The organism is Pseudomonas sp. NPDC089407 (assembly GCF_044900445.1).
In the GTDB taxonomy this organism is placed as follows: Bacteria; Pseudomonadota; Gammaproteobacteria; order Pseudomonadales; family Pseudomonadaceae; genus Aquipseudomonas.
The window spans coordinates 114,701-132,073 of record NZ_JBJDNB010000009.1; the positions used below are offsets into that span (position 1 = coordinate 114,701).

The window sequence follows — 17,373 nt, forward strand, 5'->3', positions numbered from 1 at the left end:
TAGTGCTTCATTTATCCGCACAGGCAGATCCCCATGGCAGGCACCCTGGTAAACCACGCGGGCGAGCAGTTCGTCCGCACCCACCTGCAGCACATTCCCCGCCCTGACCGCCTGGCTTGCCAGGCTATCCGTGAATGGGCCAGACAACAGGGCCATGACCTCGACCCCGATAAGACCGACGTCGTCACCCTGCACTACCGGGGCGACAAGGCCGTCATCACGCAGCGCCTTTCTCTCACCCAGGCGGTACTCGCGAACTGGCAAGGTGAAACCGACAAGAACTTGATCGGCCAGCTGTTCCCCGGCCACTGGGCAGGCACTTCGCCAAACGGCCCGTTGACTATCGTCGAACGCCTGCCAGCACCCGGGGTGCTTGACAACGGTGGCCACTACGCGGTTTTCAACGGCCTGTTCCGCAGAACCAGCCCGGTCCGCTACGACAGCACCACGCACCTGTCGGTCGATGTCGAAGCCATGCAGCGATTCATCTGGAACCTGGACTTCCACAGCCAATTCATTGCGATGCTCGACACTTACTGGCAGCAGGCAGCAGGGAGTCATGGGCAATCCCTGCAGATAAGCTTCATCGCCGCCTGCAACAAGCAGGTCGAGGAAGGCTCGTTGAGTGACATCGGCCGTCAACTGGCCTGGCAAGCGGCAGGGCTAATGGCTAAAGCACCTGGCCTGCAGGTCAGGCCCCTGAACGTTTATGGCTATGCCGCCACCGACCTGATCTACATCGCTGACCCGGCCAAACCGCAAGTAGTGCTGTACCTGCCGGGCAACGCATCGCCCTTGCATGCGTTCGACAACATGGCGGCCATGCAGGACTGGTTCGCCGAACAGTGCCGAAGCGACGACAAGCGTCTGAGCCTGCGCCAGTACTTCAAACTGGCCGACACCCCTGACGGCCTGGACTTCAGTGGCCTGGACACAGCCCTGGACGGCCTTGGCGCCTATCCGGGCATGCACCATCGATCGCCCAACCGGCCAGGGTTTACCGTTGATGGCCACTGGCCTCCGGGCGAGTACGTCAACTACAAGGCCGACAAGTACAGCCCGCAGCTGGAGGGCGACCTGTTCGCCGCCCTGACACAGCGCCAACGCGAACGCAGCTATGCGGATGCCGACTTCATCATTACTAGCGATGCGCAAGTGACCAAGGCGCGCTGGCGCGGCTACCTGGTGACCACGCTCAACCTGCTGGCGCCGCTGGCCCTGGTAGTGCCCGAGCTCATACCGTTACTGGCGGTTGGCGGTATCGCGCAGTTTGGCCTGGGGCTTGATCAGGCGATCAACGGTAAAAGCCTTGCAGACAAAGACGCAGGCGTTGGCGACATCGCCTTCGGCCTGCTCAATGCCGCCCCGTTCGCCATGCTCCCGGCAGCCCGCCCGCGAATGCTGTTCCCTGGCAAAAGCTCGCGCTTCATCGTGCCCACGCGCTTGAACGATCAGTGGGGTTACCCCATGAGCCCCAATAGCCCTCCGCGGTTGCCTGAAGAGGCTGTGGCAGACTTCTTCGTGCCGGCCGAACCACCGGTGGCCGCTGCACGAATAGCCAGAGGCCCGTTGAATCATGCAACGGGGACCAACGCGCTGCTGGCACTCAGGGACGGCAACGAAGTCGAAGTTCTGTACTACATTCAACACGATGTCTTCATCCTCAAAGAGGATGCCAACGAAGTGCTGCCCAACTACTACCAGGTAACTGCGGGCACTCGCGATCTGTACGAGGTCAACCCGGTCACGCGCGGCGCCAGCGATGCGATGCGCATGTACACCTTGCGTAATCTGGATGTCGAGCTGCAACTGCCACTTAGCGTGCCACTGGTCGACAGCGCGCACGTAACGCCGCTGCCGAAGCAAATCCTCAGCATCTGGGTCGGCAACAAAAGCATTCCCGATGAGCTGGTAGAGAACATCGCCAGCAATGCCAAACGCCTTGAGGGCACGGGCTTCACCTATGACTTCTATCTGTCGAAGGCCAACCCCAAAGCGTTCATGAAGAACCGGGCCAAGCTGACCGCGGCGTCGAACCTTCAGGTCAAGACGCTGGAAGAACAGCCCTTCTACACCGCTTTCGAGCAGTCTGAGTTCTACCATCAGTACCGCCAGGCCCTGGACAGCGACGGGGCAAACTTCGCGTCAGCCTCCGACATCCTGCGCTACCCGTTGCTCGATGCGCAGGGCGGCATTTACATGGACGTCGATGACACCTTGCGCAGCTTTGAAGACAACCCCGACAGCTTCGCGATGATCAGCTCGGTGGCCGTGAAAACCACGCCCGATGGCCTGGTCCTCGGCAGCCCGGTGAACAACGAGCTGCTGGGCATGCATTGTGACTACAACAGCAACATCATCGGCAGCCACGCCAACAACCCTACCCTGCGCGCGATTTCCGCCGAGATGAACGCACGCTTGCGCAGCAACCCGTCGTTCTACGACACCAGGCCGCTGGCCGGCACCCACGGTTACGAAGCCTACGCTCAGGAACTGAGCCGTATGACCGGCCCTGGCCTGCTCAATGATATGGTTGCCCGGCACCTGCCCAGGCTGCAGTTCCTGCGGCAACTGAGCAAGCTGGAGTCGATACCGGAAACCGGTTATCGCTCCCTTATGGCAGATCTGGCCTTACCTGTTGCCCAGGCGCGCAACATCGACCAGGCGTTGGGCAGCGTAGCGACTATCGGCAACTACCACTCATGGGGCAGGCCCTGAAACAAACCGGGCGACTTGCGTCGCCCGTTTCCTCAGCCGCTGCGGTGCAACTTGCTCATCAGCTCGGCCTCGGCCTGGGTCAGGCCGCAGCTTTCGGTCAGCTCGGCGACACTGGCCCCCATGCCCACCAGTTTGGCGGCCTGGCTGAAGGTGACATTGCTGGGGTCGCGCTGCTCAAGCTGCTGGATCTTGTCAGTCAGCGGTGCCACCGTCACGCTCAGCTCGTGCAGCGCCTCGCCCATGCGCACGGTACCGTTCTGGTAGTCGTCCAGGCGCTTGGCCAGGTCCTTGATGCGCTGGTCGCGCAGCGCATCGCCTTCGGCCTGTTGTGCGGCCAGCTCGCGCTGGCGCTTGCTGTAGTTGAGGAAGAACCACAGGCTCAGCGCCCAGACCAGCGCCAGGAAGATGACAGCCACCTGTAGGATCAACTCAGATGTTCTCCAGCTCGGACCACTCTTCCTCGGTCATCATCTTGTCCAGTTCGACCAGAATCAGCAGCTCGCCATTCTTGTTGCACACGCCCTGGATGAACTTGGCCGACTCTTCGTTGCCCACGTTCGGCGCGGTCTCGATTTCCGACTGACGCAGGTACACCACCTCGGCCACGCTGTCGACCAGAATGCCGACCACTTGCTTGTCAGCCTCGATGATGACGATACGGGTGTTGTCGGTGACTTCGGTCGGCATCAGGCCAAAGCGCTGGCGGGTGTCGATCACCGTCACCACGTTGCCGCGCAGGTTGATGATGCCCAGCACGTAGCTTGGCGCACCCGGCACCGGGGCAATCTCGGTGTAGCGCAGCACTTCCTGCACCTGCATCACATTGATGCCGTAGGACTCGTTATCGAGCCGGAAGGTGACCCACTGCAGGATCGGATCTTCGGTACCTTGTGCAGACGACTTTTTCATTCCCCTAGCCCTCTAAATCCGCTGTCTGGCGGTTGTGTTCGGTGTCATTTGTGTTTGGCATGCAGCTGCTTGACCGCGCCGCTGGCGATCAGCTCGGCCAGTGCGGCGACGTCGAGCAATGCACACATGTGTTCTATTACCGTGCCGGCCAGCCACGGGCGCTGGCCCCGCTGGCTGCGCCACTTGATCTCGGACGGGTCCAGGCGCAACGAGCGGCTGACTTGGTGCACCGCCAGCCCCCATTCGTAGCCCTGCACGGAAATCACGTATTGCAGGCCCTGGCGAAAATCCTCGCGGTAGCGGTCTGGCATCACCCAACGCGCGGTGTCCAGCACCTTCAGGTTGCCGGCCTGGCAGGTCAGGATGCCGAGAAACCAGTCCGGCTGGCCGAACAGCGGCGTCAGTTCCTGGCCGGCCAGGTTGTAGATCGAGCCCAGGCACACCAGCGGCACGGCCAGGGTCAGCCCGGCCACATCGAACAGCAGGCATTCGAACGGTTCAGCCGCCCACACCGGGCGACCGTCGACGCTGGCAGGCGGCACCGGAAAATCGGGCGCCGGCAGGTGCACATCAACCAGCGGCACGGCCGGTGCCACCACCGGTTCTTCAACCAGCACCGGTATGGCCGCCTCGGCCACCACCGTTTGCTCGACCACTGTCACTACCGGGGCTTCCACCGGTACCAGGCTGGGCAACACCACCGGCCGGGGCTCGGCGAAGGGCCGCGGGGCAAGGCTTGCCAGGGCTTCGGCAGGTTCAGGCCGGGCCGGTTGGCGGGCATCGCGGGCCTGCTCTTCGCGCACGGCCTCGGCGAACTCGTCCGTCGCGGCCGGCAGCTCGTCCAGCACTTGGGCTTCGGTGGCCTCTTGCAGCAGGCCATCCAGGTACGACTGCAAGGCCATCTGTGGCCGAGTGCCGGCTTGTTGGATTCGGGTCATCAGGCCACCTGCGCTGCAGTTTTGTAGGTCAGCAGGTGCTTGAGCAGCGCCCGGTAGGCAACCAGCCCGCGGCTCTTGCTGTCGAACTGCGAAGGCGTGACACCCTTGCGGCTGGCATCGCGCAGGCGCGTGTCCACCGGGATGTAACCTTGCCATACCTGTTGGCCGTAGCTGTCACGCAGCTGCTTGAGGGTGCCCAGCGAGGCCTGGGTGCGGCGGTCGAACAGGGTCGGCACGATCTGGTACGGCAGCGCCTGCTTGCGCGAGCGGTTGATCATGGCCAGGGTACCCACCATGCGCTCCAGGCCCTTGACCGCGAGAAACTCGGTTTGCACCGGAATGACCAGCTGCTGGCTGGCGGCCAGGGCATTGACCATCAGCACACCCAGCAAGGGCGGGCTGTCGATCAGGGCAAAGTCGAAATCTTGCCACAGCTGCGCCAGACTCTTGGCGATCACCAGGCCCAGGCCATTCTGCCCCGGCGACTGGCGCTCCAGCACGGCCAGCGCGGTGCTCGACGGCAACAGTGAAATGCGCTCGTCACTGGTAGGCAGCAACAGTTGCCCGGGTAAGCCCTCCGGCACCGTACCCTTGTGCAGGAACAGGTCGTAGCAACTGTGCTCCAGGGCATCCGGGTTGTGCCCGAAATAGCTGGTCATCGACCCGTGCGGGTCGAGGTCGACAACGACCACGCGCTTGCCGGCCTCGGCCAGCAGGCCGGCCAGGGCGATGGTCGTGGTGGTCTTGCCGACGCCACCTTTTTGATTGGCTACTGCCCAGACTCTCATCAAGCAAACTCTATCTATTGATTTGGCAGGGACTGTCTTGCTCAAATTTCGAAAGCGCACGCGCTCAATGTAGGAGCGGGTTCATCGAAGCGTCGAACCGCCGCGAACACCGGCGCAGCCGGTGCCATACACCGCGTCGTCTGATTCGCGGGTAAACCCGCTCCTACAAAGATCGGCGGTAATCCTACCTACCCTGCAACGGTGACAGAGAATTGACGAGTTACTGCCCCGCCACCGTTGCTGCCGTTGCCGGTGCACTTTGTGTGCCAGCCCGGCGTAATGCAGCATCCGGTGTGGCGTTGGCACTGCCCGAGCCGGTCAGGCTACGGCGCACTTCGAGGTTACGGGAAATCACCAGCACCACCCGGCGGTTACGCGCACGGCCGTCGGCGGTGTCGTTGCTGGCCACCGGCTGGTACTCGCCGTAGCCGACCGAGGCCATGCGCGCCGGGTTCACCCCTTCCATGGCCAGCAGGCGCACGATGCTCGCCGCCCGCGCCGACGACAGCTCCCAGTTGGTCGGGTACTGCGCGGTGCGGATCGGCAGGTTGTCGGTGAAACCCTCGACGTGCACCGGGTTGGCGAACGGCTTGAGAATGTTGGCGACCTTCTCGATGATGGCAAACGCCTTGTCACTGGGCATGGCATCACCGCTGCCGAACAGCAGCGACGAATTGAGCTCGATCTCGATCCACAGCTCGTTGCCGCGCACGGTCATCTGGTCGCTGTTGATCAGGTCGCCAAAGGCATCGCGCACGTCGTCACTGATGGTTTTCAACGGGTCGACATTGGTCGCCGCAAGGCCCGCCTCGGTCTGCTCGCTGTCATTGACCAGCGGCTCGGCCGGGCGCACGCTCAGCGGCTTCTCTTCGCCGATGGGGATCGGCTTGACCGCCCGCTCAGGGTCGTTGAACACCCCCAGCAATGCCTGGGAAATGACCTTGTACTTGCCCTCGTTGATCGAGGAAATCGAGTACATCACCACGAAAAAGGCGAACAGCAAGGTAATGAAGTCGGCGTACGACACCAGCCAGCGTTCGTGGTTTTCGTGTTCCTCGGTATGACGACGGCGACGCATGGGTTACTCCATGAAGCCTTGCAGCTTCAGCTCGATAGAGCGCGGGTTCTCGCCTTCGGCGATCGACAACAAGCCTTCGAGCAGCATCTCGCGGTAGCGCGACTGGCGCATGACAATGGCCTTGAGCTTGCTGGCAACCGGCAGCAGGATCAGGTTGGCACTGGCCACGCCATAAATGGTGGCCACGAAGGCTACAGCAATGCCGTTGCCCAGCTGCGACGGGTCGGCCAGGTTGCCCATCACGTGGATCAGGCCCATCACCGCGCCAATGATACCGATGGTCGGCGCGTAGCCGCCCATGCTCTCGAATACCTTGGCCGCCTGGATGTCACGGCCTTCCTGGGTCAGGAAATCGACTTCGAGGATGCTGCGGATGGCTTCCGGCTCGGCGCCGTCCACCAGCAACTGCAAGCCCTTGCGCGCATAGGGGTCGGGCTCGCTGTCGGCCACCCCTTCCAGGCCTAGCAGGCCCTCCTTGCGTGCGGTCAGGCTCCAGTTCACCACGCGGTCGATACCGCCGGCCAGGTCAACCCGCGGCGGGAACAGGATCCAGCGCAAAATCTGCAAGGCGCGCTTGAATGAGGACAGCGGCGACTGCAACAAAGCCGCCGCCAAGGTACCGCCCAGCACGATCAAGGCCGCAGGGCCATTGATCAGGGCACCGACATGGCCGCCCTCAAGAAAGTTGCCACCGACGATGGCAACAAAGGCGAGGATCAGGCCGATCAGGCTGAGGACGTCCATCAGACGCACGCCTCTACCAGGTGCTTGCCGATCTCGTCCAGGCTGTACACCGCGTCGGCCAGGTTGGCCTTGACGATGGCCATGGGCATGCCATAGATCACGCAGCTGGCTTCATCCTGGGCCCACACCGTGCTGCCACCCTGCTTGAGCAGGCGTGCGCCTTCGCGGCCATCGGCGCCCATGCCGGTGAGCACCACCGACAGCACCTTGTCGCCATACGACTTGGCCGCCGAACCGAAGGTGATGTCCACGCATGGCTTGTAGTTCAGGCGCTCGTCACCGGGCAGGATCTTCACCGTGCCACGGCCGTCGATCATCATCTGCTTGCCACCAGGCGCCAACAGGGCCAGGCCCGGGCGCAGCATGTCGCCGTCTTCGGCTTCCTTGACGCTGATGCGGCACAGTTTGTCGAGGCGTTCGGCAAAGGCTTTGGTGAACGCCGCCGGCATGTGCTGGATCAGCACGATCGGCGCCGGGAAGTTGGCTGGCAACTGGGTCAACACCCGCTGCAAGGCCACCGGCCCCCCGGTGGAGGTACCGATAGCCACCAGCTTGTACGGCTTGCGCTTGGGGGCTGGTGAATGCGCTGGTGCGGCGGCTGGGGCCGGCGCACGGGCAGGCACAGGGGCGCGTGCCGCTGTCGGGCTGCTGAAATTGCTGGCAGGCGCGTGGCTGCTGGCGGGCGCGGCTGCAGCCACCGGTGCATGGCTGGCATAGCTGCCAAAACGGCGGTTGCTGCGCGAAAGGGTATGCACCTTCTCGCACAGCATCTGCTTGACCTTGTCGGGGTTGCGCGAGATGTCCTCGAAGTTTTTCGGCAGGTAATCCACCGCGCCGGCATCCAGCGCATCGAGGGTGACCCGGGCACCTTCATGGGTCAGCGAGGAAAACATCAACACCGGCGTCGGGCAACGCTGCATGATGTGCCGCACCGCGGTAATGCCATCCATCATGGGCATTTCGTAGTCCATGGTGATGACATCGGGCTTGAGCGCCAGCGCCTGGTCGATTGCTTCCTTGCCGTTGGTCGCGGTACCTACTACCTGGATCGTCGGGTCCGCCGAGAGGATTTCCGAGACGCGGCGGCGGAAGAAACCGGAATCATCCACCACCAGGACCTTGACTGCCATAAACACTCCATTAGGCGGCGCGACCCGCCAGGGTGCGCCACCGAAATCAAATACGCCGCGCGGCGTAACGCTTGAGCATGCTCGGGACGTCGAGAATCAACGCGATGCGACCGTCGCCGGTAATGGTGGCCCCGGACATGCCCGGGGTACCCTGCAGCATCTTGCCCAGCGGCTTGATGACCACTTCTTCCTGGCCCACCAGTTGATCGACGACAAAGCCGATGCGCTGGGTGCCGACCGACAGGATCACCACGTGGCCCTCGTGCTGCTCTTCGTGCACCTGGCCCTGCACCAGCCAGCGCTTGAGGTAGAACAGCGGCAGCGCCTTGTCGCGCACGATCACCACTTCCTGGCCGTCGACCACGTTGGTGCGCGACAGGTCGAGGTGGAAGATTTCGTTGACGTTGACCAGCGGGAAGGCAAACGCCTGGTTGCCCAGCATCACCATCAGGGTGGGCATGATCGCCAGGGTCAGCGGCACCTTGATGACGATCTTCGAGCCCTGGCCCTTGGCCGAGAAGATGTTGATCGAGCCGTTGAGCTGGGAGATCTTGGTTTTCACCACGTCCATGCCCACGCCACGCCCCGACACGTCGGAAATCTCGGTCTTGGTCGAGAAACCCGGGGCAAAGATCAGGTTGTAGCAGTCCGATTCGCTCAGGCGATCGGCGGCGTCCTTGTCCATCAGGCCCTTTTCCACCGCCTTGGCGCGCAGGATGTTCGGGTCCATGCCCTTGCCGTCGTCCGAAATCGACAGCAGGATGTGGTCGCCTTCCTGCTCCGCCGACAGCACTACGCGGCCGGTGCGTGCCTTGCCCGACGCTTCGCGCTCATCGGGCATCTCGATGCCGTGGTCGACGGCGTTGCGCACCAAGTGCACCAACGGGTCGGCCAAGGCCTCGACCAGGTTCTTGTCCAGGTCGGTTTCTTCACCGACCAGCTCCAGGTTGATCTCTTTCTTCAGCTGGCGGGCCAGGTCGCGGACCAGGCGCGGGAAGCGGCCGAAGACTTTCTTGATCGGCTGCATGCGGGTTTTCATCACCGCGGTCTGCAGGTCGGCAGTGACCACATCAAGGTTGGAAACGGCCTTGGACATGGCCTCGTCACCGCTGTTCAGGCCCAGGCGTACCAGGCGGTTTCGCACCAGCACCAGTTCGCCGACCATGTTCATGATCTCGTCCAGGCGCGCGGTATCGACGCGCACCGTGGTTTCCGCTTCGCTGACGGCATGCTTGTCGGCAGCCGGGGCCGGCGCGCGCGGTGCCGCTGCCGGTTTGCTGGCTGGCGCAGGCGCTGCCGCGACAACTGGCTTGGCCACCGGCTGGCTGTCGGCCTTGGCTGCGGCCGGGGCTTGCACCTTGGCCGCAACCGGGGCTTCGACAGCCGCTGCATCGCCACCGAACTTGCCCTTGCCATGCAACTGGTCGAGCAGTGCTTCGAACTCGTGTTCGCTGATTTCGTCGCTGGCCGATGCGCCAAGCTCTGCCACGTCAGGCGCTGGCGCCTTGGCAGCAGGCAAGGCATCGGCCTGGAAGGTGCCCTTGCCATGCAGCTGGTCGAGCAGCGATTCGAATTCGGCGTCAGTGATTTCGTCACTGAGCGGTTCGGCACTTGCGGCAGCCACCGGCGCGGCAACCTCGGCACTGAACTGGCCTTTGCCATGCAACTGGTCCAGCAGCGATTCGAACTCGGCATCGGTGATTTCATCACCTGCACCACTTACAACCTCACCCTGCATCTGCTCGTCGGCCGCAGCCTGAGCCTTGACCGCGTCGAGCGAATCGAGCAGCTGCTCGAACTCGCTGTCGGTGATGTCCTGGTGCTGCTCCTCGGCCACCACCGGCGCCTCGGCGACCGGCTCCGGGGCAGGCACTGGCGCTGCAGCAGCCTCGGCACCGCCCGGCTCGGCCAGGCGCGCCAGCGCCGCCAGCAACTCGGGGGTGGCCGGGGTCACTTCGGCGCGCTCGCGCACCTGGCCAAACATGCTGTTGACCGTGTCCAGCGCTTCGAGCACCACGTCCATCAGTTCCGCGTCGACCCGGCGCTCACCTTTGCGCAGGACGTCGAACACGTTCTCGGCGATATGGCAGCACTCCACCAGCTCGTTCAGCTGAAGGAAGCCGGCGCCCCCTTTTACAGTGTGGAAACCGCGAAAGATCGCATTGAGCAGGTCGGCATCATCGGGTCGGCTTTCCAGCTCGACCAGTTGCTCGGACAGTTGCTCAAGAATTTCGCCGGCTTCTACCAGGAAATCCTGGAGGATTTCTTCATCGGCGCCGAAGCTCATCAAACGTGCTCCTTAAAAACCCAGGCTGGACAGCAGATCATCGACATCGTCCTGACCGGACACGACGTCTTCACGCTTATCGGCATGAATCTGCGGACCTTCACCCCGAGTCGGATGTTTTTCTGCATCTTTTTCTGCGCGCAATTGATCGTGGTCATGCTGGATGCCCGCAAAGCGGTCGACCTGGCTGGCCATCAACACCAGTTTGAGCAGGTTGCTTTCCACTTCGGTCACCAGGTTGGTGACGCGCTTGATCACCTGCCCGGTCAGGTCTTGATAGTCCTGGGCCAACAGAATGTCATTGAGGTGGCCCGCGACCTTGCGGTTACCGGTGGCGCTGTGCGTCAGAAAACTGTCGACCCGTTTGACAAGGTCACGGAATTCCGGCGCCGCCACTTCGCGGCGCATGAAGCGCTGCCAATCGGTGCTCAGGGCCTTGGCCTCGCTGGCCAGGTCGTTGAGCACCGGGGTGCTTTCTTCGACCAGGTCCATGGTGCGGTTGGCCGCGCCTTCGGTGAGCTTGACCACATACGACAGGCGCTCGGTGGCGTCGGTAATCTGCGACACCTCCTCGGCCTGCGGCATGGTCGGGTCGATCTGGAAGCTGACAATCGCACTGTGCAGCTCGCGGGTCAGCTTGCCGACTTCCTGGTACAGGCCGCGGTCGCGGGTCTGGTTCAGCTCGTGAATCAGCTGCACCGCCTCGCCGAAACGGCCCCGCTCCAGGCTTTCGACCAACTCCTGGGCATGTTTCTTCAGGGTCGATTCGAACTCGCCCAAAGAGTTTTGTGATGAATCCATGGCGCGCCCCCTGACGTGACTCAGCCGTTGACGCGTTCGAAGATCTTCTCGATCTTTTCTTTGAGCACCTGGGCGGTGAACGGCTTGACCACGTAACCATTGACGCCGGCCTGGGCCGCTTCGATGATCTGGTCACGCTTGGCTTCGGCGGTCACCATCAGTACCGGCATGCTTTTCAGCTTGTCGCTGGCGCGCACTTTGCGCAGCAGGTCGATGCCGGACATGCCAGGCATGTTCCAGTCGGTCACCAGGAAGTCGTAATGGCCGTTCTCCAGCATCGGCAGCGCCGTGGTGCCGTCGTCGGCCTCGTCGGTGTTGGTGAAGCCCAGGTCACGCAACAGGTTCTTGATGATCCGCCGCATCGTCGAAAAGTCGTCAACGATGAGGATTTTCATGTTTTTGTCCAATCTAGACCTCCAAGCAGTCTCAAACGCGCCCGGCCTACCGGGCACGCACTCATTCAATTCGGTACAACGTGGAAATGCACGTGGCAACACACGTGGAAAACGACTGCAACGACAGCAGGCTCAGCGTGCCCGCCATTCCCCCAGGCGGCTGCGCAAACGCGCGGCACACTGGCTGTGCAACTGACTGACCCGCGACTCGCTGACCCCCAGCACCTCACCGATTTCCTTGAGGTTCAACTCTTCGTCGTAGTACAGCGCCAGCACCAGGCGTTCACGCTCCGGCAGGTTGGCAATGGCCTCGGTCAGGGCGATCTGGAAGCGCTCGTCCTCCAGCCCACGGGCAGGTTCGACCTGGCCGCTGGCGCCATCCTCATGCAGCCCTTCGTGCTCGCCGTCCTGCAGCAGGTCGTCGAAGCTGAACAGGCGGCTGCCCAAGGTATCGTTCAAGATCCCGTAGTAATCATCGAGACTCAATTGGAGTTCGGCAGCAACTTCATGATCTTTAGCGTCACGGCCTGTTCTGGCCTCAACTGCACGCATCGCGTCACTGACCATGCGGGTGTTGCGGTGCACCGAACGCGGTGCCCAGTCGCCTTTGCGCACTTCATCCAGCATCGCCCCGCGGATGCGGATGCCGGCGTAGGTTTCAAAACTGGCGCCCTTGCTGGCGTCATACTTGTTGGCCACTTCCAGCAGGCCGATCATGCCGGCCTGGATCAGGTCCTCGACCTGGACGTTGGCCGGCAAGCGCGCCAGCAAGTGGTAGGCGATGCGCTTGACCAGCGGTGCGTAGCGTTCGATCAGTTCGTACTGGGCGTCTTTCGCCGCCCGGCTGTACATCTTGAAGCCACTGGCGCTCATAGCACGGGTCCCGCGCTGGTGGGTTGCACCAGGCGCTCGACAAAGAACTCCAGGTGGCCACGCGGGTTAGCCGGCAGCGGCCAGCTGTCGACCTTCTGGGCAATCGCTTTGAAGGCCAGCGCACACTTGGAGCGAGGGAAGGCTTCGTACACGGCACGCTGCTTTTGCACCGCCTTGCGCACGCATTCGTCGTACGGCACGGCGCCCACGTACTGCAGGGCAACGTCAAGGAAGCGGTCGGTGACTTTGGTCAGCTTGGCAAACAGGTTGCGCCCTTCCTGCGGGCTCTGCGCCATGTTGGCCAGCACACGGAAGCGGTTCATGCCGTAATCGCGGTTGAGCAACTTGATCAGCGCGTAGGCGTCGGTAATCGAGGTGGGTTCGTCGCACACCACCAGCAGCACTTCCTGGGCAGCGCGAACAAAGCTGACGACCGAATCACCGATACCCGCAGCGGTATCGATCACCAGCACGTCAAGGTTGTCGCCAATTTCGCTGAACGCCTGGATCAGCCCGGCATGCTGGGCCGGCGCCAGGTGCACCATGCTCTGGGTGCCCGAAGCTGCCGGCACGATGCGTACACCGCCAGGGCCCTGCAGCATCACGTCACGCAGCTCACAGCGCCCTTCGATGACATCGGCGAGGGTACGTTTGGGGGTAAGACCCAGCAACACGTCGACATTGGCCAGGCCCAGGTCGGCGTCCAGCAGCATGACCCTGCGGCCAAGCTCGGCCAGCGCCAGGGACAGGTTCACTGAAACGTTAGTCTTGCCGACGCCACCTTTGCCACCGGTCACGGCGATCACCTGTACGGGATGCATGCTACCCATGTCTGAAATTTACCTTGTCTCGCTGGGGCTCGGGCCACACGTAGGGCAATTCTGCGTACCCTTTGGTATAGCTACTTTGCACACGCTTCATGCTCAACCCGCTCGCCGTGGGTTGTGATAGAGATCAGCGAACATGTCGGCCATGGCCTCTTCGCTGGGCTCGTCCTGTTGTTGCACATTGACCGCCCGGGTGACCAGCTGGTGGCCCCGTGGCAGGTGCAGGTCGTCAGGAATGCGCGGGCCGTCGGTCAGGTAGGCCACGGGCAGTTCATGACTGATGGCAAGGCTCAGCACGTCGCCAAGGCTTGCCGTTTCATCGAGTTTGGTCAGGATGCAGCCGGCCAGGCCACAGCGCTTGTAGCTGTGGTAGGCGGCGGTCAGCACCTGCTTCTGGCTGGTGGTGGCCAGCACCAGGTAATTCTTCGCGGCTATGCCACGCCCGGCCAGGGTTTCCAGCTGCATGCGCAGGGCCGGGTCGCTGGCCTGCAGGCCGGCGGTATCGATCAGCACCACGCGCTTGCGCAGCAGCGGTTCCAGTGCCGCGGCCAGCGACTGGCCCGGGTCGACATAGGTGACCGGCACATTGAGGATGCGGCCGAGGGTCTTGAGCTGCTCCTGGGCACCGATGCGGAAGCTGTCCATGCTCACCAGCGCCAGGTTCTGTGCGCCGTACTTGAGCACGTAGCGCGCGGCCAGCTTGGCCAGGGTGGTGGTCTTGCCCATGCCGGCCGGGCCGACCATGGCAATCACGCCGCCCTCTTCGATCGGCTCGACCTCAGGGATTTCAATCATGCGCGCCAGGTGCGCCAGCAGCATGCGCCAGGCCTGGCGTGGCTCTTCGATCTTGGCGGTCAGGTCGAGCAGTTCGCGGGCAATCGGCCCGGACAGGCCGATACGCTGCAGGCGCCGCCAGAGGTTGGCCTGTTGCGGCTTGCTGCCTTGCAGCTGGGTCCAGGCCAGCGAGCCGAGCTGCACTTCGAGCAGTTCGCGCAGGCCCGACAGCTCGGAGCGCATGGCATCGAACAGGCGCGGGTCGACTGGCGCGGCAGCCGGGGCAACGGGCGTATCAGGGGCATCCACATGCGGCTCGACCAACGGCTCGGCGGCGGTCAGCGACTGCCCGGCAAACAATTGGCGGTTGTTGTCGCTGCTGTCCTGGCGGTGATCCAGCTCGGCCTGGGCAGTGGCGATGCGCGTGTGGGTCTTGCGCAGCTCTTCTTCCAGCTCGGCGTTGGGCACACGCGGGGCCAGGGCGGACAGCTTGTAGTCCAGCGCGGCCGTCAGTTCGACACCGCCGGCAATGCGGCGGTTGCCAATGATCGCGGCATCGGCGCCCAGCTCATCACGGACCAGTTTCATGGCCTGACGCATATCGGCGGCGAAAAATCGCTTAACTTGCATTATCCACTACCTCAGCCGTTAGGGCCCACGGTGGCAACGATGGTGACTTGCTTGTTGTCCGGTATTTCCTGATACGCCAGAACATGCAAATTCGGTACAGCCAGGCGACCGAAACGCGACAGCATGGCGCGGATCGGGCCGGCGACCAGCAGGATGGCCGGTTGGCCCTGCATTTCCTGGCGCTGGGCCGCTTCGATCAGCGAACGTTGCAGCTTCTCGGCCATGCTAGGCTCCAGAAGAACACCGTCTTCCTGACCCTGCCCGGCCCTTTGCAGACTATTGAGCAAAATCTGTTCCAACCTTGGCTCCAGGGTAATCACTGGCAGCTCGGACTCAACGCCGACAATGCTTTGCACGATGGCGCGACACAATCCGACGCGCACCACCGCCACCAGCGCGGCGGTATCTTGACTCTTGCCGGCGTTATTCGCGATGGCCTCGGCAATACTGCGAATATCGCGCACTGGCACCTGTTCCGACAACAGGGCTTGCAACACCTTGAGCAGCCCCGACAAGGAAATGACACCCGGCACCAGCTCTTCTGCAAGTTTAGGCGAGGCCTTGCCCAATACCTGCAACAGTTGCTGGACCTCTTCATGGCCGATCAGCTCATGGCAGTGCTTCTGCAGGATCTGGTTGAGGTGGGTGGCCACCACGGTACTGGCATCGACCACGGTGTAGCCCAACGACTGCGCCTGCGAACGCTGGCCAACGTCGATCCACACCGCCTCCAGGCCAAACGCCGGGTCACGCGCGGCAATGCCGTTGAGGGTGCCGAACACCTGGCCCGGGTTGATCGCCAGCTCGCGGTCTGGGTAGATCTCCGCTTCGGCCAGGATTACCCCCATCAGGGTCAGGCGATAAGCGCTGGGCTGCAGGTCGAGGTTATCGCGGATGTGCACAGTTGGCATGAGGAAGCCCAGGTCCTGCGACAGCTTTTTGCGCACGCCCTTGATCCGCGCCAGCAGCTGGCCGCCCTGGTTGCGGTCGACCAACGGGATCAGCCGGTAGCCGACTTCCAGGCCGATCATGTCGATCGGCGTGACGTCGTCCCAGCCCAGTTCCTTGGTTTCCTGCGCACGCTGCGGTGAAGGCAGCAGGTCCTGCTGGCGCTGCGCCTCCTGCAATGCCTGGGCCTCGGCTTTCTGCTGTTTTTTCCACACCAGGTAAGCCCCGCCGCCGGCCAGCAGACCCAAGCCGATGAAGGCGACATGCGGCATGCCCGGGACCAGGCCCATGACAATCATCAACGCCGCCGACACGGCCAACGCCTTGGGCGAGTCGAACATCTGCCGGTTGATCAGCTTGCCCATGTCCTCGGAGCCCGAGGCGCGGGTCACCATGATCGCGGCGGCCGTGGACAGCAGCAGTGATGGCAATTGCGCCACCAAACCGTCACCAATGGTCAGCAGGGCGTACACCTTGCCGGCATCGCCGAAGCTCATGCCATGCTGCAGCATGCCGATCAGCATGCCGCCGATCAGGTTGATGAACAGGATCAGCAGGCCGGCGATGGCGTCACCGCGGACAAACTTGCTGGCACCGTCCATCGAGCCGTAGAACTCGGCCTCCTGGGCCACCTCGGCACGGCGGTGCTTGGCCTGGGCCTGGTCGATCAGGCCGGCGTTGAGGTCAGCGTCGATGGCCATCTGCTTGCCGGGCATGGCGTCGAGGGTGAAACGCGCGCTCACTTCCGAGATACGCCCGGCACCCTTGGTCACCACCACGAAGTTGATGATCATGAGGATGGCGAAGACCACGCCACCGACCACGTAGTTGCCGCCGATCACCACCTCGCCGAAGGCCTGGATCACCTTGCCCGCCGCGCCGTGACCTTCCTGGCCGTGCAGCATGACCACCCGGGTAGAGGCCACGTTCAGCGCCAGGCGCAGCAACGTAGCCACCAGCAGGATGGTGGGGAACGCGGCGAAGTCCAGCGGGCGCAGTGCATAGACGCAGACCAGCAGCACCACGATCGACAGGGCGATGTTGAAGGTGAAGAACACGTCGAGCAGGAACGGCGGTATCGGCAACATCATCATTGCCAACATCACCAGCAGCAACAGCGGCACACCCAGGTTGCCCCGGCCGAGCCCGGCCAGGTTGTTACGGGCGTTGCTGATTAACTGAGTGCGATCCACCGCGAGTCCTCTTGATGCAAAACTTTGACGCCCAGGGGGCGCCTGCGGCTGGCATTGCAAGAAGCTTTCCAACTTTGTGGTTTGGGGTGAATCGGGGGTTTCGCCTTGAGGTTTTTGTTGTCTATGAGATCGAGCGCCGCCCGCGCGGCGCTTCGCGGGGCAAGCCCGCTCCCACATCTGTTTCGGGCCAATCCATCCTGTGAGGTCACCTCTGCCCGCCTTGTTTGTTCCCTTCGATATCGGCTGCGCCACTGCTCTTCATCAGTCTCCAGCCATGCACCAGGGCGCGAGTGCGAAGGAGGCAGGAAAAATTGGCCCGAACCGATGTGGGAGCGGGCTT

15 protein-coding genes are annotated in these 17,373 nt (G+C 63.0%); 1 reads left to right on the forward strand and 14 read right to left on the reverse strand.

Annotated elements, in window-relative coordinates; genetic code table 11:
* Positions 1-33 precede the first annotated feature (33 nt).
* Positions 34-2,718: a dermonecrotic toxin domain-containing protein gene (locus ACI2KG_RS09530; RefSeq protein WP_404661695.1), complete on the forward strand. Its 2,685-nt coding sequence runs from the start codon at positions 34-36 to the stop codon at positions 2,716-2,718.
* 32 nt (positions 2,719-2,750) lie between these two features.
* On the opposite strand, the gene ACI2KG_RS09535 is transcribed toward ACI2KG_RS09530, so the two are convergent.
* From ACI2KG_RS09535 to flhA, 14 genes are all read right to left on the reverse strand, one after another.
* Complete coding sequence (locus ACI2KG_RS09535) at positions 2,751-3,146, reverse strand: DUF2802 domain-containing protein (RefSeq protein WP_300031043.1); 396 nt, start codon at positions 3,144-3,146, stop codon at positions 2,751-2,753.
* Between the two features lies 1 nt (position 3,147).
* Positions 3,148-3,627 carry a chemotaxis protein CheW gene (locus ACI2KG_RS09540; protein ID WP_400613852.1) on the reverse strand — a complete coding sequence of 160 codons (480 nt, stop codon included), beginning with the start codon at positions 3,625-3,627 and terminating at the stop codon, positions 3,148-3,150.
* A 44-nt stretch (positions 3,628-3,671) separates the two neighbouring features.
* A complete protein-coding gene (locus tag ACI2KG_RS09545) occupies positions 3,672-4,565 on the reverse strand; it encodes a chemotaxis protein CheW (RefSeq protein ID WP_404661696.1) in 894 nt (297 codons plus the stop codon).
* Positions 4,565-5,353 carry a ParA family protein gene (locus tag ACI2KG_RS09550; protein ID WP_404661697.1) on the reverse strand — a complete coding sequence of 263 codons (789 nt, stop codon included), beginning with the start codon at positions 5,351-5,353 and terminating at the stop codon, positions 4,565-4,567. Before ACI2KG_RS09550 ends, ACI2KG_RS09545 begins: the two co-directional genes overlap by 1 nt.
* A 220-nt stretch (positions 5,354-5,573) precedes the next feature.
* Positions 5,574-6,431: a flagellar motor protein MotD gene (gene motD / locus ACI2KG_RS09555; protein WP_400613845.1), complete on the reverse strand. Its 858-nt coding sequence runs from the start codon at positions 6,429-6,431 to the stop codon at positions 5,574-5,576.
* Positions 6,432-6,434: 3 nt separating this feature from the next.
* Positions 6,435-7,175 (reverse strand): flagellar motor protein, encoded by a 741-nt coding sequence (locus ACI2KG_RS09560; RefSeq protein WP_201206453.1) that lies wholly within the window; start codon positions 7,173-7,175, stop codon positions 6,435-6,437.
* Entirely contained in the window at positions 7,175-8,305 is a 1,131-nt protein-coding gene (locus ACI2KG_RS09565; protein ID WP_404661698.1) for a chemotaxis response regulator protein-glutamate methylesterase, read from the reverse strand. Before ACI2KG_RS09565 ends, ACI2KG_RS09560 begins: the two co-directional genes overlap by 1 nt.
* A gap of 46 nt (positions 8,306-8,351) precedes the next feature.
* Positions 8,352-10,592, reverse strand: a complete 2,241-nt coding sequence (locus tag ACI2KG_RS09570) for a chemotaxis protein CheA (protein ID WP_404661699.1) — start codon at positions 10,590-10,592, stop codon at positions 8,352-8,354.
* 12 nt (positions 10,593-10,604) lie between these two features.
* Positions 10,605-11,393, reverse strand: a complete 789-nt coding sequence (locus ACI2KG_RS09575) for a protein phosphatase CheZ (protein WP_400613839.1) — start codon at positions 11,391-11,393, stop codon at positions 10,605-10,607.
* Between the two features lie 20 nt (positions 11,394-11,413).
* Positions 11,414-11,788 (reverse strand): chemotaxis response regulator CheY, encoded by a 375-nt coding sequence (locus ACI2KG_RS09580; protein ID WP_010955070.1) that lies wholly within the window; start codon positions 11,786-11,788, stop codon positions 11,414-11,416.
* Positions 11,789-11,920: 132 nt separating this feature from the next.
* On the reverse strand, positions 11,921-12,661 hold the full coding sequence (fliA, locus tag ACI2KG_RS09585) for an RNA polymerase sigma factor FliA (protein WP_400613835.1): 741 nt from the start codon (positions 12,659-12,661) through the stop codon (positions 11,921-11,923).
* A complete protein-coding gene (fleN, locus tag ACI2KG_RS09590) occupies positions 12,658-13,500 on the reverse strand; it encodes a flagellar synthesis regulator FleN (RefSeq protein ID WP_201206484.1) in 843 nt (280 codons plus the stop codon). Before fleN ends, fliA begins: the two co-directional genes overlap by 4 nt.
* 84 nt (positions 13,501-13,584) lie before the next feature.
* A complete protein-coding gene (gene flhF, locus ACI2KG_RS09595; RefSeq protein ID WP_404661700.1) occupies positions 13,585-14,892 on the reverse strand; it encodes a flagellar biosynthesis protein FlhF in 1,308 nt (435 codons plus the stop codon).
* An 11-nt stretch (positions 14,893-14,903) separates the two neighbouring features.
* The gene (gene flhA, locus ACI2KG_RS09600) at positions 14,904-17,033 is read right to left on the reverse strand and encodes a flagellar biosynthesis protein FlhA (RefSeq protein ID WP_404661701.1); all 2,130 of its coding nucleotides are present in this window, start codon (positions 17,031-17,033) and stop codon (positions 14,904-14,906) included.
* Positions 17,034-17,373 lie beyond the last annotated feature (340 nt).

Bases quoted from the DNA above. Each gene is read 5' to 3' on its own strand.
- ACI2KG_RS09530 (WP_404661695.1), top strand. From the start codon at position 34: ATGGCAGGCACCCTGGTAAACCACGCGGGCGAGCAGTTCGTCCGCACC.
- ACI2KG_RS09540 (WP_400613852.1), bottom strand. From the start codon at position 3,627: ATGAAAAAGTCGTCTGCACAAGGTACCGAAGATCCGATCCTGCAGTGG.
- ACI2KG_RS09545 (WP_404661696.1), bottom strand. From the start codon at position 4,565: ATGACCCGAATCCAACAAGCCGGCACTCGGCCACAGATGGCCTTGCAG.
- ACI2KG_RS09550 (WP_404661697.1), bottom strand. From the start codon at position 5,353: ATGAGAGTCTGGGCAGTAGCCAATCAAAAAGGTGGCGTCGGCAAGACC.
- motD (WP_400613845.1), bottom strand. From the start codon at position 6,431: ATGCGTCGCCGTCGTCATACCGAGGAACACGAAAACCACGAACGCTGG.
- ACI2KG_RS09560 (WP_201206453.1), bottom strand. From the start codon at position 7,175: ATGGACGTCCTCAGCCTGATCGGCCTGATCCTCGCCTTTGTTGCCATC.
- ACI2KG_RS09565 (WP_404661698.1), bottom strand. From the start codon at position 8,305: ATGGCAGTCAAGGTCCTGGTGGTGGATGATTCCGGTTTCTTCCGCCGC.
- ACI2KG_RS09570 (WP_404661699.1), bottom strand. From the start codon at position 10,592: ATGAGCTTCGGCGCCGATGAAGAAATCCTCCAGGATTTCCTGGTAGAA.
- ACI2KG_RS09575 (WP_400613839.1), bottom strand. From the start codon at position 11,393: ATGGATTCATCACAAAACTCTTTGGGCGAGTTCGAATCGACCCTGAAG.
- ACI2KG_RS09580 (WP_010955070.1), bottom strand. From the start codon at position 11,788: ATGAAAATCCTCATCGTTGACGACTTTTCGACGATGCGGCGGATCATC.
- fliA (WP_400613835.1), bottom strand. From the start codon at position 12,661: ATGAGCGCCAGTGGCTTCAAGATGTACAGCCGGGCGGCGAAAGACGCC.
- flhF (WP_404661700.1), bottom strand. From the start codon at position 14,892: ATGCAAGTTAAGCGATTTTTCGCCGCCGATATGCGTCAGGCCATGAAA.